The organism is Vibrio sp. 1401 (genome assembly GCF_033340295.1).
The window spans coordinates 1-784 of record NZ_JAWOWF010000269.1 but is presented as its reverse complement, the minus strand read 5'-3'; the positions used below and the strand labels follow the sequence as shown (position 1 = coordinate 784).

Sequence of the window (784 nt, the reverse complement as noted above, 5' to 3'; positions counted from 1 at the left end):
GTTTATCGGTTTGGCATTTTTGTTTTACATCACAGTGACAACTGGCAGTGCGAATACAGGTTGGGGTTTAAGCCGCTTAGCCGGTGGTATCGCCTTCAGTATGGGGTTAATCCTTATCGTTATTTGCGGTGGTGAGCTGTTTACCAGTTCGGTGCTTTCCAGCATCTCATGGGCAAACAAACAAATCTCTTTCGGCAAAATGTTGTCGATTTGGGGCAAGGTTTACGTAGGTAACTTCATCGGCGCAATGTTTTTGCTTGCTCTTGTGACTGCGGCAGGTTTGTACCAAATGGATGCAGGCCAATGGGGTTTGAATGCTCTTAATATCGCACAACACAAACTGCACCATACATTGCTTCAAGCCTTTGCTTTGGGCGTTCTATGTAACCTACTGGTTTGTCTTGCAATTTGGTTGACGTTTAGTTCTGCAAACGCAATGACGAAAGCGCTTATGACCATTCTTCCAGTTGCGATGTTCGTCAGCAGTGGCTTTGAGCACTGTGTGGCAAACATGTTTATGGTCCCACTAGGCATCGTTATTGCCAATTTTGCCCCTGAATCATTTTGGGCATCTGTTGGTGTACCGGCTTCCCAATATGCGGATTTAAATGTCGCACACTTTATTAGTGCGAACTTAATTCCAGTGACGTTTGGCAACATCGTCGGTGGCGCGGTACTCGTTGGTTTGGCTAACTGGTGTATCTACCGCCGCCCAGAGTTAAAAGCAGCCAATGTTTCATCTATCACAAATACAACTCAGTTATCGTCAGTTAAGGAAATCACA

Annotated in this window: 1 protein-coding gene; it reads left to right on the top strand. The window is 45.4% G+C overall.

Translation table 11 applies throughout. From position 1 onward, the window contains the following. The coding region (gene focA / locus R7Z77_RS25025) for a formate transporter FocA (protein WP_318137002.1) at positions 1 to 784 on the top strand (784 nt) is incomplete at both ends.